The following is a 15,495-nucleotide window of genomic DNA, read 5'->3' as shown; positions in this document are numbered from 1 at the left end:
CTTCACTTCAAATCGTTATGCTCTGTTTAGGGCTACACTGTTTTATTCAAATCGGCTCCGGTACGGCTTTGGCATGCAGATTGCTGAATGTAATGATATGCCGGAATTTTAGTGTTTTTTGGACGAGATTTTGACGTGGCAGAAGAAAATAAAGTAGAAGGCGGAGAAGAAGGCGAAGAGCAACAGGCTCCCTCGTCCAAGAAAAAGCTTATTATTATCATCGCTTTAGCTGTGTTAGTGCTGGCTGTGGCTGGTGGCGCAACCTTCTTTCTGATGGGTGATGATGCGAGCGAAGACACCGCTGAAGAGCCAGAGGTTGTCATTGCTCCGGCGATATATTTGGATTTGAGTCCACCGATGTTGGCAACGCTTAGTGTCGATGGGAAGCAAAGATATATGCAGGTCAGCTTGAACGTCATGAGTCGGGATCAGGCCGCATTAGATGCTGTCGAGTACCATATGCCAGTGATACGCTCCAAGCTGAACTCGGTATATGGCAGCATTGACTTTAAGTTGGCTCAAACGATTGAAGGAAAAGAGGCATTGCGCGAAGAAACACTAAGCGTCATAAATGGTGTTCTCGAAGCTGAGGGTGAAGTGTTAATAGAAGCTGTGTACTTCACCAACTTTGTAATGCAGTAACGAATTTGGATGGAATAGGTTAGTAGCTACCCGTGCAAGATTTACTTTCTCAAGACGAAATCGATGCGCTACTTCATGGCGTAGACGATGGAGACATCGATACCGACGACGATCAGTCGGAGGAAGGTGTCCGCTCCTATGACCTTGCGAGCCAGGATCGTATTGTTCGCGGGCGGATGCCAACGCTTGAGATGATTAACGAGCGCTTTGCACGCTACACGCGAATCAGTTTGTTTAACTTGTTGCGCAGAAACGCTGATGTATCAACCGGCGGTGTGCAAATTATGAAGTTCGGCGAGTACATCCACACCCTCTATGTTCCAACTAGCCTGAATATTGTGAAAATGCGCCCTTTGCGCGGCGCAGGCCTGTTTATTTTCGATGCCAAGCTGGTTTTCAAATTGGTGGATAACTTCTTCGGCGGAGATGGCCGGCACGCAAAGATTGAAGGGCGAGAATTTACACCGACAGAAAATCGTGTTGTACAGATGGTCTTGCAGCAGGTTTTTGTCGACATGAAAGAAGCATGGAATGCCGTGTTCAAAGTCGACTTCGAGTACATAAACTCTGAGGTAAACCCTGCGATGGCGAACATCGTCAGCCCGAGTGAGGTGGTTGTTATCAGCACATTTCATATTGAGCTAGACGGTGGTGGCGGTGATCTGCATTTGGCACTTCCATACTCGATGATCGAGCCGATGCGTGAGTTGCTTGATGCGGGTGTACAGAGTGATGTGGACGAAATTGACGAGCGTTGGGTGAATACGATTCGCGAAGATCTGCTTGACGCAGAGGTGCCCGTGAACGCGACACTGCTGGAAAACAAAATCAGTCTTAGAAAAGTTTCAGGCCTAAAAGAGGGGGATATCATCCCCGTTGATATGCCTGAATTCGCGCTGGTTACCGCGAACAAGGTGCCGATGTTTCGTGCCCAACTTGGGCAGAAAAACGGTTCGCTCGCGTTAATGATTAAGGAAAAACTGGATCGGGCCGTCGTGGCCTCAAACTTGGTGGATGACCATGAGTGATAACGAAACCCCAAACGAAGGGCAAAGCGAAGACGAAAAGCTAGCTTCCGAGTGGGAAGCCGCGATGGAAGAGTCTGGAGACTCTGGTGAAGCGGAAGACGAGTGGGCGGCCGCAATGGCCGAAGCTGAAGCGCTTGGTGGCGAGGCTGAGTCAGAGGAAAGTGATATTCAAGCGGCGCCATTGGAAAGCTTCACCGAAGGCGTTCAGCAAGCTGCAGCAGGAATTGCGACAGGGGGCGGAGCAACGCCGGATTTAGATGTCATTCTTGATATTCCAGTCACTATTTCTATGGAGGTTGGTAGTACACATATTCCGATCAGAAACCTTCTTCAGCTCAATCAGGGTTCGGTCGTGGAGCTAGATCGCCTCGCCGGTGAGCCCCTGGATGTTTTGGTTAATGGCACCTTGATCGCCCATGGCGAAGTTGTGATGGTGAACGATAAGTTCGGGATTCGTCTGACGGATGTGGTTAGTCCAACTGAACGTATTCGTCGCTTAGGTTAGGCGAAAACCTTTATGATGCGAATCGCTTTTATTGTGTTGCTTAGCCTGATTTGCATTTCGGCTAAAGCGAGCGACGATGGTATACAAGCGAGTGCAAGCTCGGTCTCCTCACTCGCCGCTGAGCCAGGTGCGCCTGAAGCGCCTGCTGCTGGGCCAGAAACGCCCAAGACAAACGCTTCTGAGCTTGAAGGTCCATCTGCTGAGGAGGCGAGCAGCGAAAAGGCTTCTTTTGCGCTTAAAAAAGTGAGTGTTTCTGAGGCGTCAAACTGGCCTTTTGTCTTGCTTACACTGCTCGCGATGATTATCTGTATTTTGCTGATCGCTTGGATTGTAAAGCGGTTTTCTGGTTTGACCGGCTTGGGAGGGCGTGACCTGAAAATTGTGTCCGCGATCGCGGTTGGTTCAAGAGAGCGTGTCGCGGTGGTCGAAGTTAAGGGCGAGCAGTTTTTGATTGGCGCGACGCCGCATAATATTTCATTGTTGCATCATTTTTCGGAAGAAGAGCTCGAAGCTGCGGATGCAAAATCTGCTCTTGAGCACACTAAGTCGCCTAGCGCGTTTGCTGACAAATTGCAGAGTATTTTGAAACAATCCCCAGCTGCCGATTCAGAGATTAAGTGATGATGCGGTTGCTCTTCGTATTTTTATCACTCGTCGTTTTACCTTCTTTCGGTTTTGCTGTTGAGACGGGGATACCTGCTGTTCAGCTCGTCACTAATGAGGATGGTTCGCAGTCATACTCCATCACCTTGCAAGTATTAGCGTTGATGACAGCGCTGACGTTTTTGCCAGCGATGATTATGATGATGACCTCTTTTACGCGGATTATTGTTGTATTTGCGATTCTTCGTCAGGCGCTTGGGTTACAGCAGACACCATCTAACCAAATTATTCTTGGCTTAAGTTTATTCCTGACCATTTTTATTATGTCCCCAGTGCTTGAGCGAGTGAATGCCGAAGCCATTCAGCCATATATGAATGAAGAGTTAGCGCCTCTTGATGCGGTGAAGCAGGCGAGTATTCCGTTTCGGCAGTTTATGTTGGCGCAGACGCGTGAAGATGATCTCGAATTATTTATGCGTATTTCTGGGCAGGTTGCGGACTCGCCAGAAGAGGTTTCTTTTTGGGTGTTGATGCCGGCATTTGTCACCAGTGAGTTAAAAACCGCGTTTCAAATCGGTTTTATTTTGTTCCTCCCGTTTTTGGTGATTGATATGGTTGTTGCAAGTATCCTCATGGCCATGGGTATGATGATGCTGTCACCCATCATTATCTCTCTACCGTTCAAAATTATGTTCTTCGTTTTGATCGATGGTTGGGCGCTTATTATGGGTACATTGGCTGCAAGCTTTGGTCTGTAGAGGAGAGTGCGATGACCCCTGATGTTGCAATTGATCTAGTCAGTGAAGCGCTCTATCTGATCGTTCTTCTCGTTGCTCTTGTTCTGACGCCAGGTCTGCTGGTCGGCTTAGTGGTTAGTGTTTTTCAGGCAGCAACTCAGATTAACGAGCAAACCTTGAGCTTCTTGCCTCGTCTGTTGGTCACCTTAGTAGTGCTTATCTTGGCGGGGCCCTTCATTATGCAGAAGCTGATCGATTTCGCCGAGAAGCTGATTCATAACATTCCTATTTTGATAGGCTAATTGTGGTCTTTACTGATGCGCAAATCTCGGCCTGGGTCGCGGGTTGGCTTTGGCCTTTATTTCGTATCGCCAGTTTTTTTATGGTCATTCCGATCATCGGTACCCAGCTCGTTCCTATGCGGGTTCGAATTGGTTTCTCTTTCGCGGTTACTTTGCTTGTTGTGCCGTTATTGCCGCCCGTTCCTGCAGTCGATGCATTGGCCTTTACCTCCGTTTATATAACCTTGCAGCAGATCTTTATCGGCACACTAATGGGCTTGATGTTTGTTATGCTGATGCAGTTGTTTGTTGTTGCTGGACAAATGATCGCGATGCAAATGGGTTTGGGTTTTGCCTCAATGGTTGACCCAGCGAACGGTGTCAGCGTTGCAGTGCTTTCGCAGATATTCCTAGTTGGCGTTACCTTGATTTTTCTCGCCATGAACGGGCATCTCGTAATGATCGAGGTGGTTGTAGAAAGCTTCAAGGCATGGCCGATCTCAGATCAGATCATTGGGCCAAACAGTGTTTCCCGTGAAGATTTATGGGGTTTTTTAATGCGAATTAATTGGTTGTTTGCATCCGCGTTGGTGATGTCGCTTCCAGCCATTACAGCGGTGCTCATCATCAACCTTTCCTTCGGAATTATGACTAGAGCCGCGCCGCAGATGAACGTTTTTTCTCTAGGCTTCCCGATTGGTATGTTGTTCGGGCTTTTTATTGTTTGGGTCAGCATCAGTGGGCTTCTGCCACAGTTTGATGACTTCAGTAGAAATACCTTCCTTTTCCTTCGAGATATGCAGGGCTTGTAGCATGGCAGAAGAAGGCAACGACAGTAGTCAGGAAAAAACCGAGGAGCCCACCCCCAGGCGCATTGAAAAGGCCAAGGAGGAGGGCCAGGTTGCGCGATCCAAAGAATTGAATACCGCTTTGCTGTTAATCGCTGGAACGGGCGGCTTGCTGATCTTTGGCGCGCAGATCGGTGAGGCAATGATTGAGGTCATGAGGCATAGCTTCGACTTATCTCGTGATGTCATTTTTGATGAAAACCAAATGGCCTTGCATCTGATGGATGCCGCGGGTGAGGCCATGACCGCTTTAATGCCGCTAATGATACTGCTTTTTCTTGCTGCGATTGCTGGCTCAGTCGCCCTTGGTGGTTGGTTGATATCGGGGAAAGCCATTGCCCCAAAGTTTAGTCGAATGAGTCCAATTAAAGGTCTCGGGCGGATGTTTTCCTTGAAGGCGTTGGTTGAACTGGCGAAGGCTGCCGCCAAGGTGAGTGTTGTTCTCTTTTTTGCGGTTGTATTGTTGCGATTCCAGACGGAGGAGTTACTCGGTATTGCCAATCAGGCCACAATTCCTGCCATGGTTCATGCCGCTGACATTTTGGGTTGGACGTTTTTCTTTTTAGCTTGCACGATGATTATTATCGCCGCAGTGGACGTTCCGTTTCAGATTTACGAGCACACCAAAAATCTGAAGATGACCAAGCAAGAAATCAAAGATGAGTATAAAGACACGGAAGGTAAGCCGGAAGTAAAAGGCAAGGTGCGACAGCTTCAGCGTGAAATTTCGCAACGGCGCATGATGCAGGATGTGCCTGAAGCCGATGTGGTGATAACCAACCCTGAGCATTATTCAGTTGCACTGCGCTATAAGCCAGAGCGAGATGATGCGCCGCTCGTGCTCGCCAAAGGTGTGGATGAGGTCGCTATGAAGATTCGGGGGATTGCTCGTGAGCATGACATCGAACTCGTCGCAGCGCCGCCGCTTGCCCGTTCTATTTACTACAACGCAAAGATTGGTGACGAAGTGCCGTCAGGTCTCTATGTAGCGGTTGCTCAAGTTCTTGCTTACGTATTCCAACTAAAACAATTCCGCAGACGTGCTCGCTCGAAGCCCGATATGCCTGACTTTCCGGTTCCTGACGATCTGCAGCACGATTAATTCTGTGATGCTTTATTGGCGCAGTAAAATAATTCTTCTACCCGTTAAAACTGGGTCGCTTTTTGCAAAGACCATCTAACTGAGACATATGTGACGAAAACTCGTCGCTATCGTTGTTGTCACTTCATTAGAGTTGTTAGGGTTTATGCAAGCGAGCGTTGGATTAAATCAGTTAAAAATGCTGCAAAGCCACATGGCGATCCCGATATTGCTGATCGCGATGTTGGGTATGATGACGTTGCCGGTTCCGCCGTTTCTGCTTGATCTATTATTTACCTTCAATATTGCATTGTCTCTGGTCGTATTGCTGGTATGTGTTTATGCACTCCGTCCCATGGAGTTCGCGATTTTTCCAACGGTCCTTCTTGTCGCGACCTTACTTCGCCTTGCGCTCAATGTGGCGTCGACGCGTGTTGTCCTGTTAGAAGGGCACGAGGGAGGCGATGCCGCCGGTAAAGTAATTGAGGCCTTTGGTGAGGTGGTCATCGGGGGGAACTATGCGGTTGGTCTAGTGGTCTTTGCGATCTTGATGATCATCAACTTCGTGGTTGTGACGAAAGGTGCAGGGCGCGTCTCAGAAGTCAGCGCGCGCTTTACGCTTGATGCGATGCCCGGTAAGCAAATGGCCATCGATGCAGATTTGAACGCGGGCATTATCAACCAGGAAGACGCAAAAGCAAGGCGTGAAGAAGTCGCGACAGAGGCCGATTTTTATGGCGCGATGGATGGTGCATCTAAATTTGTTCGTGGTGATGCGATAGCAGGATTGCTGATACTCGCGATTAACCTGATTGGTGGCTTGAGTATCGGAATGCTCCAGCATGAGCTCGACTTCAATGATGCAATGCAAAAATACTCGTTACTGACCATCGGTGATGGTCTAGTCGCTCAAATACCGTCACTGCTGCTTTCTACTGCTGCGGCCATTATGGTGACGCGAGTCAGTACAACTCAAGACATGTCATCACAGGTCCTTGATCAAATGTTTCTCGCGCCTAAAGCGCTTTATATTGCTGCGGGCATTCTTGGCATTATGGGTATTGTCCCGGGCATGCCGCACTTCGCGTTTCTTACTTTAGCCGCCATCGTCGGTGGTATCGGCTGGTATCGAGATAAAAAACTGAATGAGCCCAGTGTTGAAGACTATGACGGCCCTGTGCCAAATAAGGGTGGTGCTCAGATAAAGCCTGGTGGTGGGCCTGCAGAGCTGCCCCCCGGTGAAAGCGCACAGGACGTTGGCGACCAACCGCAGCGCGAGCTTGGTTGGGATGATGTAATGAGTGTCGACATTGTTGGCCTTGAAGTTGGATATCGGTTAATTCCAATGGTCGATAAATCGCAGGGTGGGCAGCTTCTGGGCCGAATAAAGGGGGTACGCAAAAAGCTCTCGCAAGAGCTTGGATTCCTTATGCCATCTGTTCACATTCGTGATTCGATGGTGCTGATGCCTAATGCGTATCGAATTACCTTAATGGGCGTTAGCCTCGCCGAGGCGGAGATTCATCCAGATCGGGAGTTGGCAATTAATCCTGGTCAGGTTTTTGGTGAAATAGAGGGTATTGCCGGGATCGATCCTGCGTTTGGTATGGAGGCGGTATGGATCGAGCCTGATAAGAAAGATCAGGCGCAGGCTTTGGGATATACAGTTGTGGATGCGAGTACCGTTGTTGCCACGCACATGAATCAGTTGCTTCAGAAGCATGCCTACGAATTGATCGGGCACGAAGAGGTTCAGCAGTGGCTTGACCAGCTAGGGAAGCAGGCGCCTAAGCTAGCCGAAGAACTCGTCCCCAATACCTTGAGTGTTAGTAGTCTGCTTAAAGTCTTGCAGAATCTTTTGCAAGAGGATGTGCCGATTAAAGATATGCGGTCTATTGCGGAAGCGCTGATAAGTCGCGCTCCAAAGGGTGCCGAGCCAGATCAGCTTACGGAGGCATGTCGTCAGGGTCTGAAGCGGCTTATCGTTCAAACCTTAATTGAGAATGCCGCTGAGATCCCGGTTATTACGCTAGAGCCCGAGCTGGAACAGCTATTGCTTAAGTCAGTGCAGCAAGCGCAGAAAACTGGCGCGCCGGATGAGTTAGGAATGGTGCTAGAGCCGGGGATTGTAGAGAATTTGCAGCGATCTTTGAGTGATGCAGTACAGCGACAGGAAATGCTAGGTAACCCAGCAATACTGCTGGTTTCCGCTCCGGTCAGACTCGCGATGGCGAAGTTCTCGCGCTTTGTAAACGACAGTGTTCGGGTTCTCTCATACCAAGAAATTCCGGATAACAAACAAATAAATATTGTCGCGACCGTAGGTCAATAAATTGACGAGCTGGGTAAAGAACTATGAAAGTTAAGCGTTATTTCTCTCATTCTATGCAGGATGCTTTACGTCAGATCCGCGAAGATCTTGGTCCGGATGCCGTTATCCTCTCCAACTCCAAGCAAAATGGCGGTGTCGAGATTTTGGCAACTGCGGAATATGATGAGGAGCAGTTCGATCCATCAAGTGAGCAGAGAGCTGCCCAGTCTCGGTCAGATCACCGCGTCGCTGAGCGTGAAAGTGCTCGATTCAATGCAGTGAGTCCATCCGAATTGGCGCGCCAACGTGCAGAGAAAAGTATCAAGCTTCAAGAAGAGCTAGAGCGAAGCCGCGACAAAATCACTTCTGTTAAGAACAAGCGCGAACAAACGCAGATCTCTGCGCGAAAAGAGCGAGTAAGTGAGCGTCCTGCTTTTCAAAATCCGGCGCAGCAATCAGGCTTTGCGGGCCGAGCTTCATCTCGTGATGACACGACTCAATCCCAGCATGATGATGCCATTGTCATTATGCAGCAGGAGTTGAAAGAGCTTCGTCATTTAATTTCCAAACAGTCTCAGCGCAATGAAGAGGCGCGTGCGCAGGTTAATGTTAACCCTGCAAACACGATGTTGACCGAACGGCTCGAGAGTATAGGAATTCAAAATCCCATTAGAGAGCAGTTGGGTGAGAGGCTTTCAGCCGAACACGACTTTGATACAGCTTGGGCGAAAGTGCGAAAGCAGCTGCACTCTGCGATACAAACCGAGTATAGCGAGATCATCGATATGGGAGGGGTCGTTTCTCTTGTTGGTCCAACGGGAAGTGGCAAAACGATGACCGTCGGTAAGTTGGCGGCGCGTTATGTCATGCGGCATGGCGCAGAGAGCTTGGCTCTGGTGACCACAGATCGTTATCGTATTGCAGCGCATGAGCAGTTGAAGGTGTTTGGACGTATTCTGAATGTGCCAGTGCATGTAGTGGATGAGGAGAACTGCCTCGACGATATTCTAGACAGGTGTTCTGATCGCAAACTCGTTCTGGTTGATACGGCAGGGCTGATGCAGAGCGACCGTTCATGGAATGAGCAATTGAAAGAGTTGAAGATGTCTGCACACAGGATTCAAAACTATCTTGTTATGCCGGCAACGGGTCAGTATGCCGTCATGAAGGCGAACTATAAGCATTACAAAATGGTGGGTCTTGCCGGTACGATTTTAACCAAGCTCGATGAGGCTGTCAGTCTTGGCGAGGCCATCAGTTACCTCGTTGCGAGTAAGTTGTCCTGCGCATATGTGACTGACGGGCAGCGCGTTCCTGAAGATATTCATCTTGCTAACAAAGAAGACTTGTTGAATAAGGCGGAGGAGTTATTGAATAACTCCGAGCGATGGGTGACAATTCCTGATCACGACTCGGTGCAACAGAACACCGATTATGCATTATCCGATTTTGCCTAAACATCACTGGCGCATGAATAAGCCTATTGTTTTTTTATGCCTGGCGAACTTTGCTATTCGCTTCACTAAAGTTCGTGCTATGTTTTTGCATCTAAGAAGTAAAACAAAAGGATACGATTAAGTATGGCGAATTCTAGCCCTGTTCAAGTTATCGCTGTAACCGGCGGAAAGGGTGGTGTGGGTAAAAGCAACGTCTCGATCAACCTTTCTATTGCACTCGCTGAGTTAGGTCGACGAGTCATATTGCTAGATGCCGACTTGGGGCTTGCCAATATCGATGTCCTGCTTGGGATTACCGCTAAAGGCAACATCGCGGATGTTGTGTCTGGTGAGTTATCGCTTCGAGATATTCTTGTCGAAGGGCCGAAAGGCGTCAAAGTTGTTCCTGCTGCTTCTGGCACCCAGAAAATGGTTGCGCTAAACCACATGGAGCATGCGGGGCTGATCAATGCGTTCAGCGAACTCTCTCAAGATCTTGATGTTTTGATTATTGATACTGCTGCAGGAATATCTGACGGCGTTGTTTCGTTTGTTCGCGCAGCACAAGAGGTGCTCGTTGTGGTGACGGATGAGCCTACATCCATAACTGACGCTTACGCACTTATTAAATTGCTTAATCGCGACTATGATATGTACCGCTTTAGAGTGCTGGCCAATATGGTCCGCTCTCCAGAAGAGGGGCGACATTTGTTTTCGAAGCTAACGACCGTTACAGAGCGTTTTCTAGATGTTGCTCTACAGTACGTAGGAAGCGTTCCATTTGACGAGAATGTCAAGAAAGCGGTGCAGCGTCAGCGCCCTGTTCTTGAAGCGTATCCTAGAGCAAAGGCGTCCATTGCTTTTAAGCAGCTTGCGCAAAAAGCCGATTCATGGCCTTTGCCTAGTACTCCAAGAGGGCATTTGGAGTTTTTTGTAGAGCGTTTGGTGCAGGCTTAAGTTACTCCAAACACTTACGATCACCTTTATTCGGAAACCGGGATGGTAATAGGGACGCTGTCTCGGTTTTTTATTGTTAATTTAGATGTATAACGAAAACGAAACGCAATACGCAGAAGAGTTAATCGTTACGCATGCGCCTCTGGTTAAGCGCATTGCGCATCACCTCATGGCTCGCTTGCCTGAAAGCGTTCAGGTGGACGACCTAATTCAGGCCGGAATGATTGGCTTGCTCGAAGCGGCGGGGAAGTTCGAGTCAGGCCATGGCGCGACTTTCGAAACCTACGCGGGCATTCGTATTCGCGGTTCGATGATGGATGAGGTGCGCAAAGGTGACTGGGTGCCACGTTCGGTCCACAGGAATGCGCGACGAATCGCGGAAGCCATTCGGAAGGTTGAAGTTCGCACAGGTGGTGATGCGAGCGATGAAGATGTCGCCGCAGAGCTTGAAATGACATTAGATGAATACTTCACCTGTCTCAAAGATAGCAACGCTGGCAAGCTTTTCTCGCTGGATGAGTTAGCAGAAAACACAGAGGGAAGTGGCCACGAGTTTGAAAGTTCAGCTGTGAATGATCGACCAAGTGAAGCCGTTAGCGTGCATGCGTTTAAGCATGCGCTTGCTGGTGAAATCGAGGGGTTGCCAGAGCGTGAGAAGCTTGTTTTGTCACTTTATTATGAAGAAGAGATGAATCTTAAGGAAATTGGACTAATACTAGATGTCAGCGAGTCACGTGTTAGCCAGATTCACTCTCAGGCAACGATGCGTTTAAAGTCCCGTATGCATGAGTGGGTCGAATAAAACTCTGATTTTAATTAAATGCGATAAAGCTATTGATTTGGCAGTAAAAAAACTGGCTAGACTGATAACAAAGGCTAGACTTCAGGGTAGGGTTTGAAGCGCTAATATGAGGTTTCGACAGCATTGGAGGTCGACTTGAATAAAGATATGAAAATCCTTGTGGTAGATGACTTTTCTACGATGAGGCGAATAATTAAAAACCTACTGAGAGATTTGGGGTTTACTAATACCGATGAAGCAGATGATGGCAATACTGCGTTGCCCATGCTTAAAACCGGTAAGTATGACTTTTTAGTGACGGACTGGAACATGCCTGGTATGACGGGCATTGAATTGCTCAAGACAGTTCGGGCTGATGATGACCTTAAAACACTCCCAGTTCTCATGGTGACGGCTGAAGCAAAACGCGATCAGATTGTTGCTGCCGCGCAAGCAGGCGTAAATGGTTATGTTGTAAAACCATTCACCGCTGCCGTGCTTAAAGAGAAAATCGAAAAGATTTTTGAGCGTATCGACGCCTAAAAGAGTGCTTATGACTGAACAAACTTCTACCTCAGGAGAGTCGAGCAATATTGAAGATGTCGATGGTTTTGAACTTCTCCTAAAAGAACAGGCTAACAAACTGAAAGAGGCGGTAGACGGGGGAGATATATCTTCTGCGTTGGCTGTGATCTCCGATATTAATCAGACTCGCGATAAAACGCTCTACGTTGAAGTCGGCCGTTTAACGCGAAGCTTGTACGAGTCTATTCGCAACTTCCAGATCGATTGCGGTGATGCGCAAAGCCAGGAAGAACTCTCCAAAATTAATGATGCGTCGGATCGTCTAGCGTATGTGGTCGATATGACAAGCAACGCGGCCAACAAGACGATGGATCTTGTCGAAGACACAATGCCCTATGCATCGCACATGAATACAGAAGCTAAGCAGCTCAAGTCAGAGTGGGAAAAGCTTCGCCGAAAAGAGATGACACCAAGTGAGTTTCGTGACCTTTCCGGTCGGATGGATGGTTTTTTGGAACAGCTTACGAACGACTCCGATAAGGTGTATCAGAATCTTTCAGCTATCTTATTAGCACAGGATTTTCAGGATTTGACGGGCCAAGTAATTAATCGAGTTACAGGTTTGGTTAAAGAAGTTGAAGAAAACCTCGTTAACTTAGTAAGTATGGCAGGCAAAGTTGACACCATCACCGGTACTGTCCACGACATTGAATCTGTCGGGACAAACATGGATGGCGAAGGCCCGCAGATGAATAAAGAAGAGCGTGCAGATGTTGTTAGCGGTCAGGATGATGTAGACGATTTATTGTCGAGCTTGGGTTTCTAGAAATAAATTGAGGGGTTAGTGAATGAGCTTTGAGGCAGATGAGGAGATCTTACAAGACTTCTTGGTAGAGTCAGGTGAGATTCTTGAACAGCTATCTGAGCAACTGGTATCGCTTGAGCAAAACCCTGAAGACAAAGACCTTTTAAATGCGATCTTCCGCGGTTTCCATACCGTAAAGGGCGGTGCTGGATTTTTGCAGCTAGAAGCGCTTGTTGGTTGTTGTCACATTGCGGAGAACGTTTTCGATGTTCTTCGAAATGGAAAGCGTGTAGCGGATGCCGAATTAATGGATGTGGTGCTGCGTGCTTTGGACACGGTAAATGTCATGTTCGATGAGGTACGCTCAGGACAAGAGCCAACGCCTGCGGAACCTGAACTTCTGGAAGACTTAGAGCGTTTCGCTACTGAACAAGGTAGTGAGCCTGAGCCAGCTGCTGCAGAAGAGCCTCCAGCTGAAGACGAACCAGCAACCCCTCAGCCAGATCCTCAGGAACTCGTTAATCAAATTGCGTCGGCAGACGGCGACATCACAGACGATGAGTTTGAGATGCTCCTAGACGCGCTTGATGGCCCCAGTGGCGCAGCTGCAGCACAAGGGGCGTCTGACAAGATCGAGTCGTCTGCGCCTGCTGCGAGTGATATTTCGCAAGATGAATTCTCTAGTCTTATCGATGAGCTTCATGAGCATCAGGTGCCTTCTGATAAAACGTCAGAAGCAGCTTCAGATTCTGCTCCCAAACAAGAAGCGACTTCAAACGGCGAAAGTTCTGATGAAATTACCGATGATGAATTCGAAAAGCTGCTTGATGAATTGCATGGCGAAGGGCAATTTGACCCAGCCAAGGCGGATGATTCGGCCGCGGCTGATGCTTCAACTGCATCCCCTTCAAGCGCAGCTGGCGGTTCAAATAGTGAGCTGATCACTGATGATGAGTTCGAAAAGTTGCTTGATGATCTTCATGGCTCCGGGAAGGGGCCGGCGACTGACGGAGCTGCAGCGGCGAAGGTTGAGGCTCCGGCCCCTGCCAGCGCAAAGTCCGAACCAGAAACAGCAAAGCCTACTCCGCCACCGGCGAAGCCGAAGGCGCCTGCAGCGGCCTCTAAACCTGCGCCACCGGCTAAAACTGCTGCTGATAAGCCAAAAGCTCCTGCGCCACGCAATGAAGGTTTAACGACTGAGACCACTGTTCGGGTCGACACAAGTCGTCTAGACGAAATTATGAATATGGTTGGCGAACTTGTTCTTGTGCGAAATCGGCTCAAGCGCTTAGGCGATGACAGCACGGACGAGGCTCTGCAGAAGGCCGTCTCTAATCTTGATGTGGTGACTGGAGATCTGCAATCGGCTGTTATGAAGACAAGAATGCAGCCAATTAAGAAAGTATTTGGTCGTTTTCCTCGCGTTGTCCGTGACTTGGCTCGTAACCTTCGTAAAGAAGTTAATCTCGTCTTGCAGGGTGAGGATACTGACCTTGATAAAAACCTTGTTGAAGCGCTATCGGACCCACTTGTCCACTTAGTTCGCAACGCTGTTGATCACGGGATTGAAATGCCTGATGTGCGAGAGAGCAATGGCAAACCTCGTTTGGGTGAAGTGTTGTTATCTGCCGAACAGGAAGGTGATCATATTTTGCTCTCCATTCGCGATGATGGCGCGGGGATGGATCCAAATGTGTTGCGTAGAAAAGCTGTGGAGAAAGGCGTATATGATCAGGATGCCGCGGATCGTCTATCCGATAACGAATGTTATAACCTGATTTTTGCTCCGGGCTTTTCGACCAAAGAAGAGATATCCGATGTATCAGGTCGTGGTGTTGGTATGGACGTCGTTAAAACCAAAATCACGCAGCTAAACGGCAGTGTCAATATTGATTCAGAGCTTGGTAAGGGAAGTTGCCTGACGATTAAAGTTCCTCTAACCCTTGCGATTATGCCTACCTTAATGGTGAAGCTCGAGCAGCAGGCGTTTGCTTTCCCTCTGGTCAGTGTTGTGGAAATCTTCCATCTTGATCTGACGAAGACAAATATTGTTGACGGGCAGGAATGTGTTGTTGTCCGCGATAACGTTTACCCCTTGTTCTATATCAAGCGTTGGTTAGTCAATCAGTCAGGTGAGACCGACCCGCAATCTGCGCATGTTGTCATTGTTGCTGTTGGAACGAAGAAGGTTGGTTTTATTGTTGATCAGCTTGTTGGTCAGGAAGAGGTTGTAATCAAGCCTTTGGGTGGCATGTTGCACGGTACACCCGGCATGGCTGGTGCAACCATCACAGGCGACGGCCGCATTGCTCTCATTCTTGATATACCCAGTTTGCTAACGCGTTACGCTTAGTTCTTAATTAATCAGGGATGCATGGTTTTCATGGCTGTAAAAGTTCTCATTGTTGATGATTCTGCTTTTTTTAGGAAACGATTAAGCGAGATTCTACAAAAAGCTGACTCGATTGAGGTTGCTGGTACTGCCAGCAATGGCAAAGAAGCTTTGCAGCAGGCGAAAGCGCTGAACCCTGATGTCATAACAATGGATTACGAGATGCCAGTGATGGATGGGATCACCGCCATTCGCCACATTATGAAAGAGGCTCCTTGTCCTATTCTGATGTTTTCTTCCCTTACGCATGAGGGGGCTCGTGTGACACTTGACGCCTTAGATGCCGGGGCTGTGGACTTCCTACCGAAAAACTTCGAAGACATCGCGCGTGATGCGACGAAGATGCAAGATGTGCTGACGAATCGTATTCTTTCTATCGCCCGAAAGAATCGACTTGCTCCCAGATCTAGTCCGAATACTTCGCCCAGAACGACTGCTTCATCGGTGCAGAGCGGTGATTCACTCACCACGAGAGAACGCCTGCAGAAGTTGGCAAATGGTGGTTTAAGCCGTTCTTCGTCCAATAATTCAGCTTCACCAAGATCGGCCAGTTCAGGCAGCTC

16 protein-coding genes are annotated in these 15,495 nt (G+C 48.6%); all 16 read left to right on the top strand.

Going from position 1 to position 15,495, the window contains the following annotated elements:
- Positions 1 to 135 precede the first annotated feature (135 nt).
- Positions 136 to 642 carry a flagellar basal body-associated FliL family protein gene (locus tag A3751_RS06260; RefSeq protein ID WP_068453499.1) on the top strand — a complete coding sequence of 169 codons (507 nt, stop codon included), beginning with the start codon at positions 136 to 138 and terminating at the stop codon, positions 640 to 642.
- 32 nt (positions 643 to 674) lie between these two features.
- On the top strand, positions 675 to 1,670 hold the full coding sequence (fliM, locus tag A3751_RS06255) for a flagellar motor switch protein FliM (RefSeq protein WP_068453465.1): 996 nt from the start codon (positions 675 to 677) through the stop codon (positions 1,668 to 1,670).
- Positions 1,663 to 2,175: a flagellar motor switch protein FliN gene (fliN, locus tag A3751_RS06250; RefSeq protein ID WP_068453463.1), complete on the top strand. Its 513-nt coding sequence runs from the start codon at positions 1,663 to 1,665 to the stop codon at positions 2,173 to 2,175. The genes fliM and fliN overlap by 8 nt, the downstream gene beginning before the upstream one ends.
- Positions 2,176 to 2,187: 12 nt before the next feature.
- On the top strand, positions 2,188 to 2,796 hold the full coding sequence (gene fliO / locus A3751_RS06245) for a flagellar biosynthetic protein FliO (protein WP_068453461.1): 609 nt from the start codon (positions 2,188 to 2,190) through the stop codon (positions 2,794 to 2,796).
- Positions 2,797 to 2,798: 2 nt separating this feature from the next.
- The gene (gene fliP / locus A3751_RS06240) at positions 2,799 to 3,536 is read left to right on the top strand and encodes a flagellar type III secretion system pore protein FliP (RefSeq protein WP_369821229.1); all 738 of its coding nucleotides are present in this window, start codon (positions 2,799 to 2,801) and stop codon (positions 3,534 to 3,536) included.
- 11 nt (positions 3,537 to 3,547) lie between these two features.
- Positions 3,548 to 3,817: a flagellar biosynthesis protein FliQ gene (gene fliQ, locus A3751_RS06235; RefSeq protein ID WP_068453459.1), complete on the top strand. Its 270-nt coding sequence runs from the start codon at positions 3,548 to 3,550 to the stop codon at positions 3,815 to 3,817.
- Between the two features lie 2 nt (positions 3,818 to 3,819).
- A complete protein-coding gene (fliR, locus tag A3751_RS06230) occupies positions 3,820 to 4,608 on the top strand; it encodes a flagellar biosynthetic protein FliR (protein ID WP_082863088.1) in 789 nt (262 codons plus the stop codon).
- Position 4,609: 1 nt separating this feature from the next.
- On the top strand, positions 4,610 to 5,746 hold the full coding sequence (flhB, locus tag A3751_RS06225) for a flagellar biosynthesis protein FlhB (protein ID WP_068453455.1): 1,137 nt from the start codon (positions 4,610 to 4,612) through the stop codon (positions 5,744 to 5,746).
- Positions 5,747 to 5,891: 145 nt separating this feature from the next.
- On the top strand, positions 5,892 to 8,057 hold the full coding sequence (flhA, locus tag A3751_RS06220; protein ID WP_068453452.1) for a flagellar biosynthesis protein FlhA: 2,166 nt from the start codon (positions 5,892 to 5,894) through the stop codon (positions 8,055 to 8,057).
- Between the two features lie 23 nt (positions 8,058 to 8,080).
- Entirely contained in the window at positions 8,081 to 9,493 is a 1,413-nt protein-coding gene (gene flhF, locus A3751_RS06215; protein WP_068464305.1) for a flagellar biosynthesis protein FlhF, read from the top strand.
- Between the two features lie 123 nt (positions 9,494 to 9,616).
- A complete protein-coding gene (locus A3751_RS06210; protein WP_068453448.1) occupies positions 9,617 to 10,429 on the top strand; it encodes a MinD/ParA family protein in 813 nt (270 codons plus the stop codon).
- 85 nt (positions 10,430 to 10,514) lie between these two features.
- Entirely contained in the window at positions 10,515 to 11,231 is a 717-nt protein-coding gene (locus A3751_RS06205) for an RNA polymerase sigma factor FliA (protein ID WP_068453446.1), read from the top strand.
- A gap of 135 nt (positions 11,232 to 11,366) precedes the next feature.
- A complete protein-coding gene (gene cheY, locus A3751_RS06200; protein WP_068453444.1) occupies positions 11,367 to 11,753 on the top strand; it encodes a chemotaxis response regulator CheY in 387 nt (128 codons plus the stop codon).
- Between the two features lie 10 nt (positions 11,754 to 11,763).
- Positions 11,764 to 12,561 carry a protein phosphatase CheZ gene (locus A3751_RS06195; RefSeq protein WP_082863087.1) on the top strand — a complete coding sequence of 266 codons (798 nt, stop codon included), beginning with the start codon at positions 11,764 to 11,766 and terminating at the stop codon, positions 12,559 to 12,561.
- A 22-nt stretch (positions 12,562 to 12,583) separates the two neighbouring features.
- Positions 12,584 to 14,893, top strand: coding sequence for a chemotaxis protein CheA (locus tag A3751_RS06190; protein WP_068453442.1), 2,310 nt, complete (start codon positions 12,584 to 12,586; stop codon positions 14,891 to 14,893).
- A gap of 30 nt (positions 14,894 to 14,923) precedes the next feature.
- Positions 14,924 to 15,495: response regulator (locus A3751_RS06185; RefSeq protein WP_156492284.1), on the top strand; the 572-nt coding region annotated here is incomplete at its 3' end.

It is taken from the genome of Oleiphilus sp. HI0080 (assembly GCF_001635135.1).
Note: the sequence above shows the minus strand (reverse complement) of the source record. Positions and strands in the feature narration are given on the sequence as shown.

Bases quoted from the DNA above. Each gene is read 5' to 3' on its own strand.
- fliN (WP_068453463.1), top strand. From the start codon at position 1,663: ATGAGTGATAACGAAACCCCAAACGAAGGGCAAAGCGAAGACGAAAAG.
- fliO (WP_068453461.1), top strand. From the start codon at position 2,188: ATGATGCGAATCGCTTTTATTGTGTTGCTTAGCCTGATTTGCATTTCG.
- fliP (WP_369821229.1), top strand. From the start codon at position 2,799: ATGCGGTTGCTCTTCGTATTTTTATCACTCGTCGTTTTACCTTCTTTC.
- fliQ (WP_068453459.1), top strand. From the start codon at position 3,548: ATGACCCCTGATGTTGCAATTGATCTAGTCAGTGAAGCGCTCTATCTG.
- flhB (WP_068453455.1), top strand. From the start codon at position 4,610: ATGGCAGAAGAAGGCAACGACAGTAGTCAGGAAAAAACCGAGGAGCCC.
- flhA (WP_068453452.1), top strand. From the start codon at position 5,892: ATGCAAGCGAGCGTTGGATTAAATCAGTTAAAAATGCTGCAAAGCCAC.
- flhF (WP_068464305.1), top strand. From the start codon at position 8,081: ATGAAAGTTAAGCGTTATTTCTCTCATTCTATGCAGGATGCTTTACGT.
- A3751_RS06210 (WP_068453448.1), top strand. From the start codon at position 9,617: ATGGCGAATTCTAGCCCTGTTCAAGTTATCGCTGTAACCGGCGGAAAG.
- A3751_RS06205 (WP_068453446.1), top strand. From the start codon at position 10,515: ATGTATAACGAAAACGAAACGCAATACGCAGAAGAGTTAATCGTTACG.
- A3751_RS06195 (WP_082863087.1), top strand. From the start codon at position 11,764: ATGACTGAACAAACTTCTACCTCAGGAGAGTCGAGCAATATTGAAGAT.
- A3751_RS06190 (WP_068453442.1), top strand. From the start codon at position 12,584: ATGAGCTTTGAGGCAGATGAGGAGATCTTACAAGACTTCTTGGTAGAG.